This is a genomic window from Ruegeria sp. SCP11 (assembly GCF_040329455.1).
Taxonomy (GTDB): domain Bacteria; phylum Pseudomonadota; class Alphaproteobacteria; order Rhodobacterales; family Rhodobacteraceae; genus Ruegeria; species Ruegeria atlantica_E.
Genome location: NZ_JBDZYG010000070.1, coordinates 1 through 223 on the forward strand (window position 1 = coordinate 1; position 223 = coordinate 223).

The following is a 223-nucleotide window of genomic DNA, read 5'->3' on the forward strand; positions in this document are numbered from 1 at the left end:
CCGGCTCGACGGTGACGGGCAAGCGGTTCCTGACCTATTCGGCGGAAAGCAACGCCAAAGAAGTGGTTTTGGAGATGGGCGGCAAGAACCCGGCCATCGTCATGGACGACGCGGAAAATCTGGACCGTGTGGCTGCGCATGTGGTCAACGGGGCGTTCTGGAACATGGGCGAGAACTGCTCGGCCTCGTCGCGCCTGATCGTGCACAAGGACGTGAAGGCGGA

General features: G+C 61.9%; 1 protein-coding gene. It reads left to right on the forward strand.

Features of this window, described 5'->3' with window-relative positions; genetic code table 11:
• Positions 1–223, forward strand: a 223-nt coding sequence (locus ABLN94_RS24665) for an aldehyde dehydrogenase family protein (protein ID WP_352997366.1), incomplete at both ends; no start/stop codon positions are given.